Source organism: Microbacterium sp. PI-1, assembly GCF_004337555.1.
Classification (GTDB): Bacteria; Actinomycetota; Actinomycetes; order Actinomycetales; family Microbacteriaceae; genus Microbacterium; species Microbacterium aurugineum.
In genome coordinates this window covers 112,708-129,573 of record NZ_SJYZ01000011.1, presented here as the reverse complement: position 1 = coordinate 129,573, position 16,866 = coordinate 112,708, and the positions used below count along the sequence as shown (strand labels likewise).

The window sequence follows — 16,866 nt, the reverse complement described above, 5'->3', positions numbered from 1 at the left end:
GGCACGACCGCTTCACCGGCCGAGGGTGCGGATGCGGGCGCTGGGGTGGTCGATACCGGAGGCGCGGGTGAGGGTGACACGCGCGGGGCATCTGGCATCGGCTCCTCCGCAGCAGAGAGAGGGGGAGCCGCCTTCGCGTCTGCGCCCGACACGAGTTTCGTAGCGGGCGCGGAAGCCGGCACCGGGGGCATCGCCACGGACGCAGACGCGCCTCCCTCGACCCCCGTGCGCGGGGAAGCGGCAGCCGAGACGCCCGCGGTGGTGTCTGCGTCTCCCGAGGCATCGACGACGGCTGGAGCCGGTACGCCGAGGGGGACGGCCGCCGCCGAGACCCGCGACGACGATGCGACGGCCGGGGCGGTCGATTCGCGCACGGCCTCGACGACCTGCGCCGCGACGAGCGTTCCCGCGGCGGCGGGCTCCAGGCTGCTCTGATCGAGCGGAACGGACGTACTCGCGATCGCAGAAGTCTCTGTGGCCGCCGCCAGGGTGCCGTCGGCCACGGCCGATGCCGCCTCCGGTCCGTCGGCGGGGGCGGGCGGAGCGGACGGGACCAGCCCGACCGTCTCGGGAACGACGAGAGCGCCGTGGAGCGGCGCGGTCGGTGGAGGATCGGAGAGCGTGTTCTCCGGAGAGGCTTCGTGCTCCGGGGCGCCCTCCGCTGCGGCGTCCACCGGAAGATCCTGCGCGCGCTCTGCGCGTGAGGCATCGTGGATCACATCGGCGAACGCGGCGGCGCCTGCCGTCGCGGTGCGGGCGGGCGCCGTGCCGCCGCTGGGCCGCGCGGCACGCGGATCGAGGACGTCGATGATGCCGAGAGCTGTCATGACTGCCCCTCCGTCGTGGTCCGTACGCCGATCTCGTCGAGCTCGGCCTGCTCGGCGTGCAGCTCGGCGGTCCGCGTCTTCTCGGCATGCGCTTCGGCGAGGCGATCGAGTCCGCGCATCGCTCTCCGTGCCTCGGCATGCTCCGCGCGGGCCTGTGACACCGTCTGCTCCTGCAGCTCCGAGAGCGTCGTCAGATCGGCGAGCAGCGTCCGGCCTGCCACACGCGCCGCGGCGAGGGCGGCGAGGGAGCGGACGTCGACGGCCTCGTTCCCGCTGCCCGCCAGGTGCGCACGCAGCGACCGGTCGCGGGCTTCGGTGTGCTGTGCGTCGATCACCGCCCGGGAGAGCCGCTGCGCAGCCGCTCTCTCCTGGATCTCGCGCACGCGCAGCAGACCCGCCAAGGAGAAGGACCGGCTCATGCGACAGCTCCGAACGTCGAGACGAGCTCCTCGAGTCGACGCCAGGACTCGTCGATCCCGCTCGTCTCATCGAGGGACTGGGTGAGGAAGGCGGAGATCGCCCGCTCATGGGCGATCGCGGCGTCGATGCGCGCGTCCGCTCCCGCCTGGTAGGCACCGATGTCGATCAGGTCGTTCGCCCGTCGACGCGCGGCGAGCACGGCACGCAGGGTCGCCGCGTCCGACCGTTGTCCGGCGGCGGTGATCTTGCCCGCCACGCGGGAGACCGAGCCGAGCACGTCGATCGCCGGATGGTGTCCGGACAACGCGAGCGCCCGATCCAGTACGACGTGACCGTCGAGGATCGATCGCACGGTGTCCGCGATCGGTTCGTTGTGGTCGTCGCCGTCCACGAGCACGGTGTAGATGCCGGTGATCGAACCACCGCGATCGGTGCCCGCGCGTTCGAGGAGGCCCGCGAGGAGCGAGAAGGTCGACGGTGGATACCCGCGGGTGGCGGGGGGCTCGCCCGCGGAGAGACCGATCTCACGTTGCGCCATCGCGACGCGGGTGAGGGAGTCCATCATGAGGATCGCGTGCGCGCCGTCGTCGCGGAAGGCTTCGGCGATCCTCGTCGCCGTGTAGGCGGCACGGATGCGCGCCATGGCCGGTTGGTCGGAGGTGGAGACGACGACCACCGAGCGGGCGAGGCCTTCGGGGCCCAGATCGTCCTCGATGAACTCGCGCACCTCGCGACCGCGCTCACCGACCAGGGCGATCACCGTCACCTCGGCGTCGGTGCCGCGCGCGATCATGGACAGCAGCGAGGACTTGCCCACACCGGAGCCCGCGAAGAGCCCGACGCGCTGCCCTCGGCCGACGCTGACGAGGGTGTCGAGCGCCCGCACCCCGAGCGGAAGCGGGGAGTCGATCCGATCGCGGCCCATGATCGACGGCGGAGCATGATCCAGGCTCACCTCGGTGGCGCCCTGTAGCGGCCCCTTCCCGTCGATGGGACGGCCGAGCCCGTCCAGGACACGTCCGAGCAGGGGCGTTCCGGTCGGCACGCGCAGGGGTCCGCCGCGACCGCGCACCGGTGCCCCCACCGTGAGCCCGCTGACAGCGCCCAACGGCATGCACCGCAGCCCGCCCTCGCCGACCGCGACCACCTCGGCGTCCACCCCGTCGAGGGTCACCACGTCGCCGACCGCGCCGTCGAGGCCGCGCACCTGCACGCTCAGTCCGCGCACCTGCGAGACGACCCCGATGCGTTCGGGCCGCACGGCCTCGCGCACCGCCTCCCAGGCCGTCATGATCCGGCCTCGGCGAGTGCGCGACGAGCACGCTCGAGCGCGCTCCCGACCCGGGCATCGATGCGGCCGTGGTCCAGGATCGCGACGGCGTCTCCGCGGTCGAGGGTGTCATCGGCGATCAGCAGGAGACCGGCGATCGTGCCTTCCGTGCCTTCCAGCGTGCGGAGGTCGTCGGGGTGCAGGCGCACTTCGCGGATCTCGTCGGGCTCGCCGACCTCGAGGGCACGACGTGCCGCGGCGGCGGCGGAGGCACCGGCATCCGAGAGTTCGCCGAGCAGGATGAGCTCCGCGAGCTCGATCGCGCAGCGCAGCACGTGGTCCTGTGCGGCGGAGGTCAGCTCCCGCTCCCGCTCGCCGAAGGAGCGCGCCGCTGCGTGGAGTGCGGAGACGGCGTCCTCGACGCGGCGGGCGGATTCCTGCTCGCGGGCGGCGCGTTCCGCATCTGCGACGCGCTGGGCGGATGCGGCCTCCGCGAGCCCGGCGCGATATCCCTCCGCGTGACCGTCGGCGTAGCCGCGCAGCCGCGCCCGGGCATGCTCCGAGCCGTCCTCGCGTCGGTCGAGACGCGGGAAGAGCACGGGAGAGAAGGCGTCAGTAGACATATTCGTCCTCGTCGGTGCGCTGCACCGTGATGTCGCCGGCGGCTTCGAGCGCGCGGATGGTGCGCACGATCTCGGCCCGGGCCTCCTCGACCTGCGACATCCGCACGGGGCCGAGTGTCCGCGCCTCCTCGTCGAGGTTCTCGCGGTTGCGCTCGGAGACGTTGCGACGGATGAGGTCCGCGATCCCTTGATTGGCACCCTTCAGAGCGAGTGCGAGGGAGCGGATGTCCATGCCGCGCAGCACGCGCTGCGTGTCTCGATCGTCGAGCTTGACGATGTCGGCGAAGGTGAACATGCGTGAACGGATGTCCTCCGCGAGCGCGCTGTCCCGATCTTCGATGCTCGCCAGCAGAGCCTTCTCGACGGTCGCTCCGGAGCGGGCGATGATCTCGACCAACGGCTCGACGCCGCCGAGGGTCTCGGGCGCATCGCGGCTCGCGAAGGTCCCGGTGCGGGTCTTCAGCGCATCGGCCACGATCGCGATCGCCTCCTGGGACGCGGTCCCCATGGTGGCGATGGCGTGTGCGACGTCGGTGCGGGTCGGGTCGGGGAGAGCAGCCAGTACGGCGGCGGCGCGTTCGGTGGGCAGGTGCGCGAGCACGAGAGCCACGGTCTGCGGGAGCTCTCCGTCGAGCAGCGTCGCCAGCTGGGCGGGGTCGGCGGAGCCCAGGAAGTCGAACGACGAGTTCATCGCCGTCGAACCGACCCTGCCGAGGACGGCTGCCGCGCGTTCTGCGCCGAACGAGGCCTCGAGAAGCCCGGCGGCGATGTCCCGACCTCCGCGCGCGGGAGGGAGGTGCCCGCTCGCGATGCGGTGGAACTGGCCCAGTGCCTGCGCGGTGGTGGCGGCATCCAGGTCCTGGAGGCCGATGATCTCGGCGGCGACGGCCTCCGCCTCCGACTCCGAGAGGTGCTTCATGACCTCGATCGCCTGTGCACGATCGAGGTTCATCAGGACGACGGCCGCGGTCTGCCGATCGGTCAGCTCGCTCATACGTGCTGCCTGTCGTCGATGAGGGTGCGCAGCAGCTCGGCCGTGCGCTTCGGGTCCTGCCGGGTGAGGGAGTCGATCTCGGCGCGACGACGCTCGAGGCTGACCTGCGCGGGTTCCGGATCAGGCTCGGGCTCGGGGTCGGGGGTCGTCTCGAGGAAGGCGAGCGGGGTCGTGGCCGCCTGGTCGATCGCAGCCGTCGTGGCGCCCGCGCCGATGGCGGACAGCGGCGCCGGGCGGTCGCCGAAGAGCTGGTCGAATTCGGTCGCCGAGTTCGCGCGGCGGCGCATGCGCACCAGAGCGGCGATGACGGCGAGCAGCAGCGGCAGGGCGATCGCGGCGGCGATGATCAGCGTGTTCAGCAGGACCGCCTGGCGCTCGGCGGCCTCCGTCTCCTTGGCGGCCTGCAGCGCGGCCTGCGCTGCTTCGGAACTGGTCTGGTTGAACGAGACGAGTTCGACCGCGATCGAGTCGCCGCGCTCGGTGTCGATCCCGGCGGCGGTCTCGACGAGGTCGCTCAGCTGTGCGGTGCTCAGGTCACCGCCTGCTCCCGCATCGACCGCGACGGAGACCGACTGGCGAAGCAGCGAGCCGGCGGGCGTGGAGGTGCTCTGCGTGCTCTTGTTGACCGCGTTGGTCTTCGAGGTCTCCGTGGACTCGGAGGTGCCGTCGCCGTCCGTGGACGGCACGGCGATGTTGTCGGGGCCGAGCACTCCCGCGTTCGAGCTCGATCCGTCCTGCCTGTCGGTCCTGGTCTGCTCGGTGAGCGGCGGAGCGCCCTCGGCCGGGGTGTAGGTCTCTTCGACGCGCTCGTTGACGGAGTGATCGATCTCGGCGACCACGGTGACCTTGGCGTTGCCGGGCCCGACCACGGTGTCGAGCATCTGCTGGACGTTCGCCGTGACCCGAGCCTCGTAGTCGCTGGCCTGCTGGTCCACGCCGCCGGTGGTCCCGACTCCCGCGGCCGAGAGCGTCTGTCCGCTCTGGTCCACCACGGCGACGTTCTCGGGCTTCATCCCGCTGACGGCCGCGGAGGTGAGATGCACGATGGCCTCGACCTGCTTCGGGGTCAGCGTCGCGTTGCCGGATGTCTCCACGAACACCGAGGCCGTGGCGTCGACGGTCTCCGAGACGAAGACGCTCTCCTCCGGGATGGCCAGCTGCACCGAGGCCGCCGTGACTCCCTCGATCGACGAGATCGTGGCCGCGAGCTCGCCCTCGATCGCACGCTTGTAGGTCACGGACTGCTGGAACTCGGAGGTCGTCACCCCCATGTCGTCGAGCAGCGAGTAGCCGCCCGAGCTCGCGCCGGGAAGGCCGGCGGACGCCGCGGCGAGCCGCTGGTCGTAGACGTCCTTCTCGGGGACGAGCACGGTCGCGCCGCCGTCCGCCAGCTCGTAGGGCACCGACGACGACCGCAGCTGCTCGACCACGGCGTTCGCGTCGGAGGCGCTCATGCCGGAGAAGAGCGGGGTGTACGTGGGGCGGGTGAGCCAGCTGGAGAGCGCGACGATACCGAGGGCGAGCACGGCGACGCCGATGATCGCGATCGTGCGCTGCGCGAGCGAGAAGCCCGCGATCACGCGTCCGATCCGCTGGAACACGGTGGTGACGGCCTGGGGCATCAGGCTTGCATCCGCATGATCTCATTGAACGCGTCGACGCCCTTGTTGCGCACGGCGGCGACCAGCTCGAGCGTCACCGAGGCGCGGGAGGAGGCGATCATCGCGGCGTGGATGTCGTCGAGGTCACCGGTGACCGCGGCGACCTTGAGGGCATCGGACTCCGACTGCAGCGATCGCAGCTCGTCGATCGCCCCGGTGACGCTGTTCGCGAAGGCGGTGTCGTCGGTGCCCTTCGTGGGGGCGACGGGTGGCGTGAGCGTGAAACCCGAGGAGATGCCCTCGATGCCGGCGAGCGGGTCCATCAGTTGCGTCCGATCTGGAGGGCTGCTTCGTAGGCGTTGCGCGCACGATCGACGATGCCGGCGCTGGCCTGGTAGCCGCGCTGGGCGAGGATGAGCTGGCTCATCTGATCACCCAGGTCGATGTCCGGGTAGCGGACGTAGCCGTCCGCGTCGGCGAGCGGGTGGTCGGGCTGATGGACGACCCGTCCCACGGCGCTGCCCTGCACGGTGCCCGCAACGTACACACCGGGCGACTGATCGCTCGGCTGGGCGAGGATGTACCGTGCCCGGAAGGCTGCACCGTCGGTCGAGGTGGCCGTGTTGATGTTCGCGATGTTGTCGCTGATGGCGTCGAGCCACTTGCGGTGCACGGTCAGTCCGGTGCTCGCGATCCCGATCGCATCGAAGGTCATGAGGTCCTCATCGCCGTGCGCATCGAAGAGAACGAGCCGTTCACGGCCTGCGTCGCGAACTGGTAGCGCAGCATCGTGTCGACGCTGGAGAGGGTCTCGGTGTCGAGGTTGACGTTGTTGCCGTTCAGCCGGGTCGGTTCGAGCGAGGTGCCGACCGTCGCGCCGACCCGACCGTCGCCGGCATCGACCGAGCGGGCGAGGGCCTCTTCGAACTGCACGCGCTTGGCGTGATAGTTCGGGGTGTTGATGTTGGCGATGTTGTCCGCGATGGCCCGCTGACGCAGCGCGAGGCCGTCGAGCGCACTCGTCAGTGCGGTGATGGTCACAGAATCGAACACAAACCGGCTCCCCGTGTGTGGCTGGTGTGGCCGATCCCTGGCCGAGTCATGCGAGCCATCCGTGCTCTCCCTGCTCTATCGGCAGGTTCGTGCGCGGCGTTAGGGAGCGGTTTCAGCCGTCCACATCGAGGTAGGCGGGCTCCTCGGGGCGTCGGGTGCCCGGGATGCGGCTCACGGCGCCGAGGTGCTGCCGGAGGCCGTCGAGGTCGGTGCGGGTTCGTTCCATCGCCGTGCGCTGCAGCTCGACGACCTGTCTGGCGCGATCCGCGAGCGCGGGGGGAAGCGGAGCGGCGGGCGGTGTCCAGGGGGCCAGGTCTGCCGCATCCGCGGTGCCGGGGGCAGCGGCGAGGATCCGTTCGGCGTCGTGCTCGAGCCGATCGAGCAGCGCGGTCCACTCGTCCATGCTCACGCCCGGCTCTCCGCCACGGTGCGGGCGGCCTCGTGCCAGGCATCGCGCAGCGGGGCGACGATGCCGTGGCAGGCGCGGGTGCGCTCGGGATCGCGGCCGATGTTGGCCCCGATGAGTGTCTGCGAGAGGAAGACGTAGACCGAACGCAGTCCGGCACTGCCGTTCCAGTCGTCGGTCAGTGAGGAGGACAGCTCCGAGACGATCGCCTGCGCGTGCTGCAGCTGCGCGTTCGCCTCGGCCCAGTCCTCGGCACGCTGAGCGGTCTCGCCACGCTCGATGTCCAGCAGCAGCCGGTCGTAGAGCATGGTCACCAGGCGCTCCGGGGGCGCCGACAGCACGGCATCCTCGCGGTAGCGCTGCTGTGCGCGCAGGGCGGCGTTCATGCTCACTTCCCCCCGTTCGAACTCGAGCCCGGGAGGGCGGCGATCTGCGACGAGAGGTACGTCGACTGCGACTGGAGCTGCGACAGCATGACTTCGAGTCGTGCGTACGTGCGCTCGAGGGAGGCCTTGCGCTGCGCGAGCCGCACGTCCCAGCGCTCCATCTGCTCGCCGAGACCCTTGACCTCGCTCTCCTGTCCCGTGATGCGGGAGGTGAGGAGCCCGTCGTACTTGTCCGAGTAGATCTTCGCGGTGTCCTGCACGCGCGCGGCGACATCGGAGAAGAGGCCGGCCACGGCATCCGGATCCTTCGCGAGTGCCTCGGCGAACTTCTCCTCGTCGAAGCTCAGGACGCCGTACATGTCGGTCGAGATGCCGATGGATGAGGGGGAGACCCCGTCGACGGGGTGCTGCACGGCATCGGCGAGCGCATTGCGCAACCCGCGCACGGTGCTGTCGCCCGTGAAGACGCCGAGGGTGGTCTTGTCTCCCGGCTTCGCGGCGACGGTCGTCTTCGAGCCGCTGTCGATGCGGGTCAGGATGTCCTTGACGGCGGCGATGAAGTCCGCCGACGCCTTCGTCCGTGCTTCGGTGTCGACGGCGACGCCGATCGTGACGGGATCGGCGGAGCGTGCGGTGACCGTCACGTCCACGCCGTCGAACAGATCGGTGAACGTGTTGCTCGACGAGGTCAGCACCTGTTCGGCGCTCGTTCCCGCCCAGAGGCGCAGGCGGGCGTCGGCGCCCGTGGCGATGACGGCGGCTCCCGCTTCGGTGGAGAGGTCGGATGCCGTGCCGCTCTCGACGGCGGCGATGTCACCGCGATAGGCGCGGAACTGTCCGGCCTCTCCCGAGTCCGCGGCGCGCAGCTGCAGGCGGTGCATCACGTTCCCGTCGGCGTCACGCCCGGCGGGGACGGCGGCGGCGACGATACCCGCGCCCGCTTCGTTGATCGCCTGGGCGACGTCCTGCATCGACGCGGAGTCGGCCGTGACCTGCACGCGCTCGCCCGTGGCGTTCTCGAGCGTGATCACGGGGGGATCGACCGGCCAGCCCCGTGTGGCGGCGGAGACGATCGTGTGGTTCGTGGCGACCTGATCGACGACGATGTCGGCGGAGAGCGGAGCAGCGCCGGCGCGCGTGGCGACGGTGACCGAGGGCGACGAGGAGGTGGTGGTGAAGCGGGCGAGCCCATCGGGGACCGCGGCTTTCTCCGCTGCGGTCGCGAGGTTCTGGATCGCGGTGTTCAGGGTCTGCAGCTGGGAGACGATGCCGTTCTTGTCGTCCATCTTCGCCTTGAGCAGCGAGCGCGGGATGGCGTGCACGTCCATCAGCGCCTTGATGACCTCCGTGGTCTTCAGGCCGGAGACGAGACCGTCGAGCGAGAGGGACATGATCGCCTTTGCGGATCGGGAGCGGACGGTGTCCGGGCGACGGGCGGAACCGCCGCCCGGACACTACGGCGTGGGTCAGCGCAGGAGCTGGAGAACGCCCTGGTTGGACTGGTTCGCCTGGGCCAGCATGGCCGTGCCCGCCTGCGACAGGATGTTCGCCGACGTGAACTTGACCATCTCGGACGCCATGTCGGTGTCGCGGATCCGGCTCTCGGCGGCGGCGAGGTTCTCCGCCGACACGTTGAGGCTGTTGATGGTCGACTCGAAGCGGTTCTGCAGCGCACCGTAACCGGCACGTGCGGTCGAGACCGCCTGGATCTCGGTGTCGATGTCGGCCAGCGCGGCACCGTAGGTGGCAGCGTCCGTCATCGTGGCCGCGTATCCCTTGATGTCGGCGCCGAGGCTGGCGAAGTCGGTCAGGGCGACCGAGATCTGGTCCTCGGCGGCGACCGCGCCCGCACCGACCTGGAACGTCAGCGTCGTGCCGCCCGAGAGCAGCTTGATGCCGTTGAAGTTGGTGCTCTCGGCGATCCGGGTGAGCTCGTCGCCCAGGGCGCCGATCTCGGTCTGGATCGCTTCGCGCGACTTCGCGTTGTTCGAGTCGTTCGCACCCTGAGCGGTCAGGTCGCGAACGCGCTGAAGGATCGAGTGGACTTCGGTCAGGGCGCCTTCTGCGGTCTGGATGACCGAGATGCCGTCCTGGGCGTTGCGTGCCGCGACGTTCAGGCCGTTGACCTGCGAACGCAGACCCTCGGAGATCGCCAGGCCCGCCGCGTCGTCCGCCGCGCGGTTGATCCGCAGGCCGCTCGACAGCTTCTCGAGCGACTTCGACAGGTCGTTCTGCGTGTTGGACAGGTTGCGGTAGGCGTTGAGCGCCGACACGTTGGTGTTGATCTGCATACCCATAAGGGTTCTCCTCCGTGAATGGTGTTGTGCGGGTGACCATCCGTGGTCTCCCGCCCACACCTATCGGCGGAGGTGGCGTGCCCGTTAGCCGGGCGATGAGAAGCGCGGGTCAGGCGGGGGCGGCTTCGCGGAAGATGTCCGCGATCCGCGGGCTGCTCGCATCGGCGATCCGCGAGAAATAGGCGTCGCGGGCGCCGGCGGACACGCGCGTGGTCGTCGTCGGCGCCGAGCCCTCGGCGAAGTACCGATCCAGAGCGTCGCGGAGGAGCCGGATGGCTTCCGAGCGCTGCTGCGACACCGCCGAGTGGGTCACCCCCAGTTCCTCGGCGATCTCCTTCACGGGCCGCTCGTCGAAGTACACGGCCTGCACGATCCGGCGCATACGTTCGGGGAGCGCGGCGACGGCCTGCTCGAGAATGTCGCGGCGTTCGCCGACGAGGGCGGATTCTTCGGGCAGGGGGATCTCGGTGGCGACGTCACGGGCCGCGGGATCGTCCAGGGTGGTCACAGTCCGCGCGGCATCGCCGAGTGCTTCGACGACGACGTCCTTCGTGACGCCCATGGCTGTGGCGACCTCGGTCGGGGTCGCGGTCCGGCCGAGACCGGCGGTGAGCGTCTCGCGGACGGCGACCGTCTCTTTGATGCGCTTGCGGATGCCGCGCGACGCCCAGTCCATGGAGCGCATCTCGTCGGCGAAGGCACCGAGGATGCGACGGCGCGCGTAGGCGCCGAAGGGGACGCCCAGGGCAGGATCGAATGCATCGGCCGCGGTCACGAGCGCGAGCGCGCCGACGGCCGCCAGCTCGTCACGGGGGATGTGGGTGGCGCGGGAATGGGTTTCGGCGGCGAGGTATCCGACCAGGGGGAGGTTGCTCTCGATGAGGAGATTGCGCTCAGCGCGCGAAGGCATGGGGGATGATCCACCTCTCTGGATGCACTCCGGAAGATCCGAGGAGATGAGCAGATGTATATATCACAAGGAGCGAGATATGTACATGGGGAGAACTACCCATCGCCGTTCCACATAGTAACCTTAGGGGCGCGGCAGCCGATAGTGACCTTTGGCCGCGTTATGAGGCGTGGCGATCACTGGGGAAAAGGGGATCATGGGAGCCAACGAACTATCGATACAGCTGTGGCGAGAGCGTGAACTGCTCGAGATGCTGCTCTTCAAGCTCGACGAGCAGCAGCTGCTGCTCGCCGCCGGGCGATCCCAATGGATACAGTTTGCCGCGCGTGAGATCGATCAGGTACTCGACAGGCTTCGTGGCGCGGGACTCGCGCGCGCCGTAGAGGTCGCGACCGTCGCCGAGGAGTGGGGGGCTCCCGAAGGCGCGACGATTCGCGAACTGATCGCACACGCGCCGGAAGGTGCGTGGCAGGAGGTCTTCGCGGACCATATGCGGGCGCTGACCAAGCTCGCCGCCGAGGTGGAGCAGATGCGCGACGCCAACGCGGAACAGCTCAGCGGAGTGCTCCGCGCGACCCAGGAGACGATCGCCGCATTGGGACACGACACCGGGGAGTACACGACGACGGGTGATCGCGCTCGCGACGACGCTGCGCGCATCATCGACACCGAGATGTGACCGGAAGGGGATCATGTCGACCTTCAGTGGATTGAACACCGCCGCCAGCGGCCTCGCGGCGGCCCGACGGGGCATGGACGTGGTGGGACAGAACATCGCGAACCAGAAGACCGAGGGGTACACGCGTCAGCGTGTCCAGACCTCGGCCATCGCCGCCATCGCTCAGACCGGCCGCTTCAGCGTCGGCGCACAGCCGGGGCACGGTGTGTCGATCGACGGCGTGGCCCGTCTCGGCGATGCCCTGCTCGATGCCCGCGTCCGCGATTCCCTCGCCGCGTCCGGCTTCTGGTCCACCCGTGCCGTCGCCGCCACCACGATCGAGGCCTCCCTCGCCGAACCGACCGAGAACGGGCTCGCGGCCCGACTGTCGAAGTTCTGGTCGGGATGGCAGGACCTCGCGAACACCCCCGACTCGGGGGCCGCGGCATCCAGCATCCTGGAATCTGCGAAGGAACTCGCCTCGCAGATCGCGGGTGGATACCGGACGGTCGCCGGACAGTGGAACGATGCCCGCGCCGCGGCCGACCGTACGATCACCCAGGTGAACGCGGCGGCGGACCAGATCGCCGTGCTCAACGGCGAGATCCGTGACGCGCTGGCCTCGGGGCGCTCGGCGAACGAGCTCATGGACCAGCGCAGTGTGCTCGCGCAGAACGTCGCCCGCATGTCGGGTGCCGCCGCCACTCTCGAGACCGACGGCACGATGACCGTGCGCATCGGCGGCAACGCCCTCGTCGCAGGCTCCGACGCGCGCCATCTCGTCCTGGACGGACCGGCCACCATCGACGCCGGCCAGCGCTTCACGGTCTCCTGGGCGTCCGCTCCCGGTCTGCCGGCATCGATCGACGGCGGTGAGCTCGGCGGTTCGCTCGCCGTCCTCGCCCCGGCCGCGGATGGAGGGATGCTCGCGCAGCTCGCTTCCACCTACGACGCGGTGGCGACGCGGCTGGCGGAAACGCTGAACACCCAGCACCGCGCGGGGGTCACATCGTCGGGACAGCCCGGCGGCGACTTCTTCACGATCCCCCCGACCGGTTCCGCCGCACTCGGGCTGAGCGTCGCCATCACAGCACCGTCGGATCTGGCGCTCGCCGCGCCGGGTGCCGGTGCCTGGGACGCGAGCAACGCCGACCTGATCTCCCAGATCGGGCGGAGCGCGACCTCGCCCGACGCGCTCTGGTCCGACCATGTCACCCGGTTCGGTGTGGCGACGGCGGCCGATGTGCAGCGCGCGAAGGTGTCCGACGCGGCCGCGGTCGCGGCGGTCGGCGCGCAGCAGTCCGTCGCCGCCGTCGACGGCGACGAGGAGACCATCAGTCTGCTCACCTACCAGACCGCCTATCAGGCCGCGGCCCGGGTGATGACCGCGGTGGACGAAGCGCTCGACGTGCTCATCAACCGCACGGGTCTCGTCGGACGCTGATCGAAGGAGCATCATGATCTCTCGAGTCACCTCCTCGGCCATGACGCAGACGGCCATGCGGCAGCTGCAGTCCAACCTCTCCGAGCTCGCGCGTCTGCAGGAGCAGGCCACCTCGCAGCGTGCCTTCGCCGCGCCGTCCGATGACCCGGCCGCCGCGGCAGCCGCGCTCGCGCTTCACGCCGAGCAGCGACGGAACGACCAGTACGCGCGCAACATCGACGACGGACTCGCCTGGGTCACGGCGGCCGACGGGGCGATCACCGCGAGCACCTCACTGCTCGGGCGGGTCCGCGACCTCACCGCGCAGGGTGCGAACGACGGCGCGCTCGACGCCGTGGCCAAGGAAGCACTGGCCGTGGAACTCGAAGGCCTCCGCGAGGAGCTCTTCGCCCAGGCGAACACCCGGCTGCTCGGACGCTCCGTGTTCGCGGGAACGTCGGACACGGCAGCCTTCGCCGCCGACTACAGCCACAGTGGCGTACCGGGCGCGGAGGTGACCCGACGGGTCTCCGACGGTGCCTCTGTGCGCGTCGACACCGATGGCGCCGCCGTCTTCGGAACCGGGGACGACTCGGTGTTCGCGTTGGTGGACCGGATCGTCGCCGATCTCCGCTCCGGCACCAACGTCGGACCGCGACTCGCGGAGATCGACGCGCGTCGCACGGCCATGCTCGGGGTCCAGGGGTCGGTGGGCACCCGTCAATCTCAGATCGAACGCGCCAAGGAGGCGGCAGTGCAGAATTCCGTGTCCCTCGAGTCCCGCCGCACGGCGGTCGAGGACGTCGATTCGATCGAAGTGCTCGTGCGCCTCCAGGCGCAGGAACTCGTGTATCGCTCCGCGCTCGCGGTGAACGCGCGGGTGCTCCAGCCGTCGCTGATGGACTTCCTCCGATGACCGCGGCGCTGACTTTCCTCGCCCCGCCTCCCGGACTCGCGCCGCATGTCGACTTCGCCCTGGCCCCGGTCGACGGCGCCGACGGACTGTTCGCGATGCGGGCCGTGCAGGACGCGGAGCTGCGGCTCTACCTCGTCGATCCACGGACGGTGCTGAGCGAGTACGCGCCGATCCTCACCGACGAGCAGGCCGACGCACTCGCTCTCCGCGAGGCCGAAGATGCACTGATCCTCGTGGTCGCCCACCCGTCGGCGGAGGGCGTGAGCGTGAACCTGCTCGCGCCGGTGATCGTGAACCGTACGACGGGGGCCGCGTCGCAGGTGATCCTCGAGGACCAGGACTATCCGTTGCGCGCACCCTTGGGCTGAGCCGTCGTTCCCGGCCGGTCCAGGCCGTTCTCCCAGCGGAACCACGGCTAATCTGGAAGGGTGATCCTCGCCGTCGACACCTCCCTGGGTACCGCTGTGGCCCTCATCGATGCCGACGGGGACCTCCGCGCCGAGGCGAGTGCAGCCGACCCGCTCGGCCATGCCGAGATCATCGGCGACCTGCTGGTCGAGGTGCTCAGACAGGCCGGAGCTGGAGCGGTGACCCACGTCGTCGCCGGCATGGGACCCGGACCGTTCACCGGACTGCGGATCGGCATCGCCGCGGCACGAGCCTTCGCGCTCGGACGCGACATCCCCGTGATCGCGGTGCCCAGCCATTTCGCGGCCGCGCTCACCGCGACCGAGACCGAGACGGGGCCGTTCGCCGTCGTCACCGACGCGCGCCGACGCGAGGTCGCGATCACGGTCTTCGACGGGATCGACGCCGACGGGATTCCGCACGTCGTCGCCGAGACGGTCCTGGTGCGCGCGGCGGACGCCGACGCACACCTCGACGGCATCCGACGCATCGACGTCGCGACGCTCTCCGCGCGGGACCTCGCCCGGGTCGGCGCGCGCGCCCTCGCCGCCGGCCGTGTGTTGACGGACGATGAGCCCCTCTATCTGCGGAACCCGGATGTGACGCTGCCCGGTGCCCCGAAGAAGGTGGGGACGTGACCCTCCGCGACGCCGTGCCCGACGACCTCGACGCGATCATGATGATCGAGAACCGCTCCTTCCCGACCGATGCCTGGAGCCGGGAGACCATGGCGTCCGAGCTCGCCAGCCTGCACGGCCGGTACCTGGTCGATGAGCACGAGGGGAGTGTGATCGGCTACGGAGGGGTGCGGGCCCTGCGCGGGAGCGCCGACGCCGATATCCAGACCATCGCGCTCCTCAGCGGATATCGCGGCCAGGGCCGTGGCCGGGCGCTCCTGCGTGCGCTGCTCGCCGCCGCGGCGGAGCGCGGTGCCGGCGAGGTGTTCCTCGAGGTCAGGGCCGACAACCCCGCGGCCGAGGGTCTCTACCTTGCCGAAGGCTTCACCGAGATCGGCCGTCGTCCCCGCTACTATCAGCCGGATGATGTGGACGCGATCGTGATGCGCCTGGACCTGCGCCGCCACCCGATCGCGCGAGACCAGTCCGAGGAGGCGACGGCATGAACGAGCCTCTGGTCCTCGGCATCGAGACGAGCTGCGACGAGACCGGCATCGGAATCGTCCGCGGGCGCACCCTGCTGTCGAACACGATCGCGTCGAGCATGGACGAGCACGCCCGCTACGGCGGCGTCGTGCCCGAGGTCGCGGCCCGGGCGCATCTCGAGGCGCTCCAACCCGCCATCGATGCGGCGCTCGCCGAAGCGGGTGTGGGCCTGGACGAGCTCGACGCGGTGGCCGTCACGAGCGGTCCTGGTCTCGCGGGCGCGCTGATGGTGGGCGTGGGCGCGGCGAAGGGCCTCGCTGTCTCGATCGACAAACCGCTGTATGCCGTCAATCACCTCGTCGGCCACATCGCCGCCGACATCCTGACCGGCGGCTCCGCACCGCTCGAGTATCCGACGATCGCCCTGCTGGTATCCGGTGGGCACACCTCGCTGCTGCACGTCCGCGATCTCACGACCGACGTCGAACTGCTCGGCGAGACCATGGACGACGCCGCAGGCGAAGCCTTCGACAAGGTCGCCCGGCTCCTCTCGCTGCCCTACCCGGGTGGTCCCGAGATCGACCGCGCGGCGGCCGATGGCGATCCGGAGGCTATCCGCTTCCCCCGTGGTCTCTCCCGGGCCTCCGATCTGGCGAAGCATCGCTATGACTTCTCGTTCTCCGGACTGAAGACGGCCGTGGCCCGCTGGGTCGAGCGGTGCGAAGCGGAGGGGGTCGAGGTGCCGGTGGCAGACGTCGCCGCGAGCTTCCGTGAGGCCGTCGTCGATGTGCTCGTGACCAAGGCGCTCGCCGCCTGCGCGGATCTCGGCGTGCCGAGACTGCTCCTCGGCGGCGGGGTGATCGCGAACCGGCGCCTGCGCGAGGTCGCCCTCCGACGTGCCGCCGAGGCCGGCGTCACCGTCCGCATTCCCCCTCTCTCGCTGTGCACCGACAACGGCGCCATGATCGCGGCCCTGGCGTCGGAGCTGATCTCCTCGGGGCGTCCGCCGTCGCGCTTGACGTTCGGCGCGGACTCGACCCTTCCGGTGACCGAGATCCAGATCGCGGAGGGGGCGCCCGCATGAGCGACACCTCGGGTGCGGCCGAGGCGAAGGCCTCACCCACCCCGCCGACGCGCATCGAGAGCCCGAGCGAGCAGGTCGAGCAGCATCCGGCTGCGGCCGCGCGGCTTCCCGGAGCCCGCCGGGAGGGGTATGCCAAGTTCCCCACCGGCCCCGTCGGCATCGAACCCGTGGTCGCGAGCGGTCCCGACATCGACGCGCGAGACGACGTGGAGTGGGAGCCGTCGAACGATGCCTCGCCCATCGACGACACTCGACTCGCTCCGTGGGCACTGCTGGCGGCGATCGTCGCGCTCGGAGCCTCGTTCTTCGTCGGCTGGGGGATCCCCGTCGCGATCGTCGCGGTCATCGCCGCGGCCATGTCGTTGCGTCGCCCGGTCGAGAGTCGGGCGATCGCGCGGTGGGCGCTCGTGCTGGGTCTCTGTGCGACCGTCTACAGTCTGGGATGGCTGGTCTGGGCGGGCATGCAGTTCGAGAAGCTCGGGTGACC

21 protein-coding genes and 1 pseudogene are annotated in these 16,866 nt (G+C 70.3%); 8 read left to right on the top strand and 14 right to left on the bottom strand.

Annotated features, from left to right (window positions below):
• The 14 genes and pseudogenes from E0W80_RS11320 to E0W80_RS11255 all read right to left on the bottom strand — a co-directional run.
• Positions 1-827, bottom strand: a pseudogene (locus E0W80_RS11320) (hypothetical protein); the annotation flags it as partial.
• Complete coding sequence (locus E0W80_RS11315) at positions 824-1,246, bottom strand: hypothetical protein (RefSeq protein ID WP_131492584.1); 423 nt, start codon at positions 1,244-1,246, stop codon at positions 824-826. The pseudogene E0W80_RS11320 and the gene E0W80_RS11315, both read right to left, overlap by 4 nt.
• Complete coding sequence (locus tag E0W80_RS11310) at positions 1,243-2,538, bottom strand: FliI/YscN family ATPase (protein ID WP_131492582.1); 1,296 nt, start codon at positions 2,536-2,538, stop codon at positions 1,243-1,245. The genes E0W80_RS11315 and E0W80_RS11310 overlap by 4 nt, the downstream gene beginning before the upstream one ends.
• Positions 2,535-3,140: a FliH/SctL family protein gene (locus E0W80_RS11305; RefSeq protein WP_131492580.1), complete on the bottom strand. Its 606-nt coding sequence runs from the start codon at positions 3,138-3,140 to the stop codon at positions 2,535-2,537. The genes E0W80_RS11310 and E0W80_RS11305 overlap by 4 nt, the downstream gene beginning before the upstream one ends.
• Positions 3,130-4,134 (bottom strand): flagellar motor switch protein FliG, encoded by a 1,005-nt coding sequence (fliG, locus tag E0W80_RS11300; RefSeq protein WP_047524143.1) that lies wholly within the window; start codon positions 4,132-4,134, stop codon positions 3,130-3,132. The genes E0W80_RS11305 and fliG overlap by 11 nt, the downstream gene beginning before the upstream one ends.
• Positions 4,131-5,756 (bottom strand): flagellar basal-body MS-ring/collar protein FliF, encoded by a 1,626-nt coding sequence (fliF, locus tag E0W80_RS11295; RefSeq protein WP_047524144.1) that lies wholly within the window; start codon positions 5,754-5,756, stop codon positions 4,131-4,133. Before fliF ends, fliG begins: the two co-directional genes overlap by 4 nt.
• The gene (gene fliE / locus E0W80_RS11290; protein ID WP_047524145.1) at positions 5,756-6,058 is read right to left on the bottom strand and encodes a flagellar hook-basal body complex protein FliE; all 303 of its coding nucleotides are present in this window, start codon (positions 6,056-6,058) and stop codon (positions 5,756-5,758) included. Before fliE ends, fliF begins: the two co-directional genes overlap by 1 nt.
• A complete protein-coding gene (locus tag E0W80_RS11285; protein WP_047524146.1) occupies positions 6,058-6,450 on the bottom strand; it encodes a flagellar basal body rod C-terminal domain-containing protein in 393 nt (130 codons plus the stop codon). The genes fliE and E0W80_RS11285 overlap by 1 nt, the downstream gene beginning before the upstream one ends.
• The gene (flgB, locus tag E0W80_RS11280; RefSeq protein ID WP_047524147.1) at positions 6,447-6,788 is read right to left on the bottom strand and encodes a flagellar basal body rod protein FlgB; all 342 of its coding nucleotides are present in this window, start codon (positions 6,786-6,788) and stop codon (positions 6,447-6,449) included. The genes E0W80_RS11285 and flgB overlap by 4 nt, the downstream gene beginning before the upstream one ends.
• A 112-nt stretch (positions 6,789-6,900) precedes the next feature.
• Positions 6,901-7,191 carry a hypothetical protein gene (locus E0W80_RS11275; RefSeq protein ID WP_231555080.1) on the bottom strand — a complete coding sequence of 97 codons (291 nt, stop codon included), beginning with the start codon at positions 7,189-7,191 and terminating at the stop codon, positions 6,901-6,903.
• Between the two features lie 2 nt (positions 7,192-7,193).
• A complete protein-coding gene (fliS, locus tag E0W80_RS11270) occupies positions 7,194-7,580 on the bottom strand; it encodes a flagellar export chaperone FliS (protein ID WP_047524149.1) in 387 nt (128 codons plus the stop codon).
• 2 nt (positions 7,581-7,582) lie between these two features.
• Positions 7,583-8,971, bottom strand: coding sequence for a flagellar filament capping protein FliD (fliD, locus tag E0W80_RS11265; protein ID WP_131492579.1), 1,389 nt, complete (start codon positions 8,969-8,971; stop codon positions 7,583-7,585).
• A gap of 75 nt (positions 8,972-9,046) precedes the next feature.
• Complete coding sequence (locus E0W80_RS11260; protein ID WP_047524151.1) at positions 9,047-9,877, bottom strand: flagellin; 831 nt, start codon at positions 9,875-9,877, stop codon at positions 9,047-9,049.
• 109 nt (positions 9,878-9,986) lie between these two features.
• Positions 9,987-10,787 (bottom strand): sigma-70 family RNA polymerase sigma factor, encoded by an 801-nt coding sequence (locus tag E0W80_RS11255; protein WP_131492577.1) that lies wholly within the window; start codon positions 10,785-10,787, stop codon positions 9,987-9,989.
• 196 nt (positions 10,788-10,983) lie between these two features.
• On the opposite strand from E0W80_RS11255, the gene E0W80_RS11250 reads away from it, so the two are divergent.
• Genes E0W80_RS11250 through E0W80_RS11215 form a run of 8 tightly spaced genes read left to right on the top strand, consistent with a single transcriptional unit; the run spans position 10,984 to position 16,864 of the window.
• Positions 10,984-11,466 (top strand): flagellar protein FlgN, encoded by a 483-nt coding sequence (locus E0W80_RS11250; RefSeq protein WP_047524153.1) that lies wholly within the window; start codon positions 10,984-10,986, stop codon positions 11,464-11,466.
• A 13-nt stretch (positions 11,467-11,479) separates the two neighbouring features.
• Positions 11,480-12,889: a flagellar hook-associated protein FlgK gene (flgK, locus tag E0W80_RS11245; protein WP_131492575.1), complete on the top strand. Its 1,410-nt coding sequence runs from the start codon at positions 11,480-11,482 to the stop codon at positions 12,887-12,889.
• Positions 12,890-12,902: 13 nt separating this feature from the next.
• Complete coding sequence (flgL, locus tag E0W80_RS11240) at positions 12,903-13,784, top strand: flagellar hook-associated protein FlgL (protein WP_047524155.1); 882 nt, start codon at positions 12,903-12,905, stop codon at positions 13,782-13,784.
• The gene (locus tag E0W80_RS11235) at positions 13,781-14,152 is read left to right on the top strand and encodes a flagellar assembly protein FliW (RefSeq protein WP_131492573.1); all 372 of its coding nucleotides are present in this window, start codon (positions 13,781-13,783) and stop codon (positions 14,150-14,152) included. The genes flgL and E0W80_RS11235 overlap by 4 nt, the downstream gene beginning before the upstream one ends.
• A 60-nt stretch (positions 14,153-14,212) precedes the next feature.
• On the top strand, positions 14,213-14,830 hold the full coding sequence (gene tsaB / locus E0W80_RS11230) for a tRNA (adenosine(37)-N6)-threonylcarbamoyltransferase complex dimerization subunit type 1 TsaB (protein ID WP_131492571.1): 618 nt from the start codon (positions 14,213-14,215) through the stop codon (positions 14,828-14,830).
• Positions 14,827-15,315 (top strand): ribosomal protein S18-alanine N-acetyltransferase, encoded by a 489-nt coding sequence (gene rimI, locus E0W80_RS11225; RefSeq protein WP_131492569.1) that lies wholly within the window; start codon positions 14,827-14,829, stop codon positions 15,313-15,315. Before tsaB ends, rimI begins: the two co-directional genes overlap by 4 nt.
• Complete coding sequence (gene tsaD, locus E0W80_RS11220; protein ID WP_047524159.1) at positions 15,312-16,379, top strand: tRNA (adenosine(37)-N6)-threonylcarbamoyltransferase complex transferase subunit TsaD; 1,068 nt, start codon at positions 15,312-15,314, stop codon at positions 16,377-16,379. The genes rimI and tsaD overlap by 4 nt, the downstream gene beginning before the upstream one ends.
• Positions 16,376-16,864: a hypothetical protein gene (locus E0W80_RS11215; protein WP_131492568.1), complete on the top strand. Its 489-nt coding sequence runs from the start codon at positions 16,376-16,378 to the stop codon at positions 16,862-16,864. Before tsaD ends, E0W80_RS11215 begins: the two co-directional genes overlap by 4 nt.
• Positions 16,865-16,866 lie beyond the last annotated feature (2 nt).

What these genes read in the sequence shown, in the direction of transcription:
- E0W80_RS11315 (WP_131492584.1), bottom strand. Translation starts at nt 1,246, where the DNA reads ATGAGCCGGTCCTTCTCCTTGGCGGGTCTGCTGCGCGTGCGCGAGATC.
- E0W80_RS11310 (WP_131492582.1), bottom strand. Translation starts at nt 2,538, where the DNA reads ATGACGGCCTGGGAGGCGGTGCGCGAGGCCGTGCGGCCCGAACGCATC.
- E0W80_RS11305 (WP_131492580.1), bottom strand. Translation starts at nt 3,140, where the DNA reads ATGTCTACTGACGCCTTCTCTCCCGTGCTCTTCCCGCGTCTCGACCGA.
- fliG (WP_047524143.1), bottom strand. Translation starts at nt 4,134, where the DNA reads ATGAGCGAGCTGACCGATCGGCAGACCGCGGCCGTCGTCCTGATGAAC.
- fliF (WP_047524144.1), bottom strand. Translation starts at nt 5,756, where the DNA reads ATGCCCCAGGCCGTCACCACCGTGTTCCAGCGGATCGGACGCGTGATC.
- fliE (WP_047524145.1), bottom strand. Translation starts at nt 6,058, where the DNA reads ATGGACCCGCTCGCCGGCATCGAGGGCATCTCCTCGGGTTTCACGCTC.
- E0W80_RS11285 (WP_047524146.1), bottom strand. Translation starts at nt 6,450, where the DNA reads ATGACCTTCGATGCGATCGGGATCGCGAGCACCGGACTGACCGTGCAC.
- E0W80_RS11275 (WP_231555080.1), bottom strand. Translation starts at nt 7,191, where the DNA reads ATGGACGAGTGGACCGCGCTGCTCGATCGGCTCGAGCACGACGCCGAA.
- fliS (WP_047524149.1), bottom strand. Translation starts at nt 7,580, where the DNA reads ATGAACGCCGCCCTGCGCGCACAGCAGCGCTACCGCGAGGATGCCGTG.
- fliD (WP_131492579.1), bottom strand. Translation starts at nt 8,971, where the DNA reads ATGTCCCTCTCGCTCGACGGTCTCGTCTCCGGCCTGAAGACCACGGAG.
- E0W80_RS11260 (WP_047524151.1), bottom strand. Translation starts at nt 9,877, where the DNA reads ATGGGTATGCAGATCAACACCAACGTGTCGGCGCTCAACGCCTACCGC.
- E0W80_RS11255 (WP_131492577.1), bottom strand. Translation starts at nt 10,787, where the DNA reads ATGCCTTCGCGCGCTGAGCGCAATCTCCTCATCGAGAGCAACCTCCCC.
- E0W80_RS11250 (WP_047524153.1), top strand. Translation starts at nt 10,984, where the DNA reads ATGGGAGCCAACGAACTATCGATACAGCTGTGGCGAGAGCGTGAACTG.
- flgK (WP_131492575.1), top strand. Translation starts at nt 11,480, where the DNA reads ATGTCGACCTTCAGTGGATTGAACACCGCCGCCAGCGGCCTCGCGGCG.
- flgL (WP_047524155.1), top strand. Translation starts at nt 12,903, where the DNA reads ATGATCTCTCGAGTCACCTCCTCGGCCATGACGCAGACGGCCATGCGG.
- E0W80_RS11235 (WP_131492573.1), top strand. Translation starts at nt 13,781, where the DNA reads ATGACCGCGGCGCTGACTTTCCTCGCCCCGCCTCCCGGACTCGCGCCG.
- tsaD (WP_047524159.1), top strand. Translation starts at nt 15,312, where the DNA reads ATGAACGAGCCTCTGGTCCTCGGCATCGAGACGAGCTGCGACGAGACC.
- E0W80_RS11215 (WP_131492568.1), top strand. Translation starts at nt 16,376, where the DNA reads ATGAGCGACACCTCGGGTGCGGCCGAGGCGAAGGCCTCACCCACCCCG.